Origin of the sequence: Aphanothece microscopica RSMan92 (assembly GCF_046613545.2) — a bacterium.
Classification (GTDB): Bacteria; Cyanobacteriota; Cyanobacteriia; order PCC-6307; family Cyanobiaceae; genus NIES-981.
The window spans coordinates 1-742 of the sequence record NZ_JBKKKY020000280.1; the positions used below are offsets into that span (position 1 = coordinate 1).

The 742-nt window shown below is 73.5% G+C and carries 1 protein-coding gene; it reads right to left on the reverse strand.

Annotation, left to right across the window (positions count from 1 at the left end; translation table 11 throughout):
- The coding region (locus tag ACLD7X_RS17505; protein ID WP_411424967.1) for an FAD binding domain-containing protein at positions 1-522 on the reverse strand (522 nt) is incomplete at its 3' end.
- Between the last annotated feature and the right edge of the window lie 220 nt (positions 523-742).

The following is a 742-nucleotide window of genomic DNA, read 5'->3' on the forward strand; positions in this document are numbered from 1 at the left end:
CGCCGACCGCCCCGCCAACCCCTCGCCGGGGATCAGTACCGCCGCCAGCAACTCGCCGGGGCCCAGCGCCGTGCGCCTTGGCCCGGTCAGGAAATCGCCCAGCGCCATGCGCCGCACACCGCCCGGCCCCGCCAGTTCCACCTGCGCAGCGCAGGCCAGCAACGGCGGCACACCGTCCGCCGCGGGCGACGCGTTGCACAGGTTCCCGCCCAGCGTGCCCGCCGCCTGTATCTGCCGCCCGCCCACCTGCAGCGCCGCCGTCTGCAAGGCGCGCAACGCGGGCGGCAACCCCGCCGCCGCCAGCGCGGCCCAAGTCACCATCGCGCCGATCCGCAGGCCCTCCGCCTCGGACGTGATCCCCGACAACCCCGCGACCCCCGACAGGTCCAGCAACGGCCCCGGCAGATCGGCCCCCTGCACCGCCGGATACAGGTCGGTCCCCCCGGCCAGCACGCGGGGCCGGTGATCGGCCATCGCCGCCACCGCCTCGGCCACCGAACGCGGACGCAGATACAGCGTCATCGGCCCCTCTTTGTTTGCGTGCAAACACTGTGCGACCCGCCCCCGGCCCCTGTCAACGGCCTTGCACGGGCCACCCCCTGCCGCTATCGGGAAAGGGTGCAACAGCCCGTTCCGCCCTGTGTGCTGGAGGACCAGATCGGCTATTCCCTGCGGCGCGCGACACAGCGGCACCTGTCCATCTTTTCCGACGCCATCCCCGAGGTGACGACGACCCAGTTCG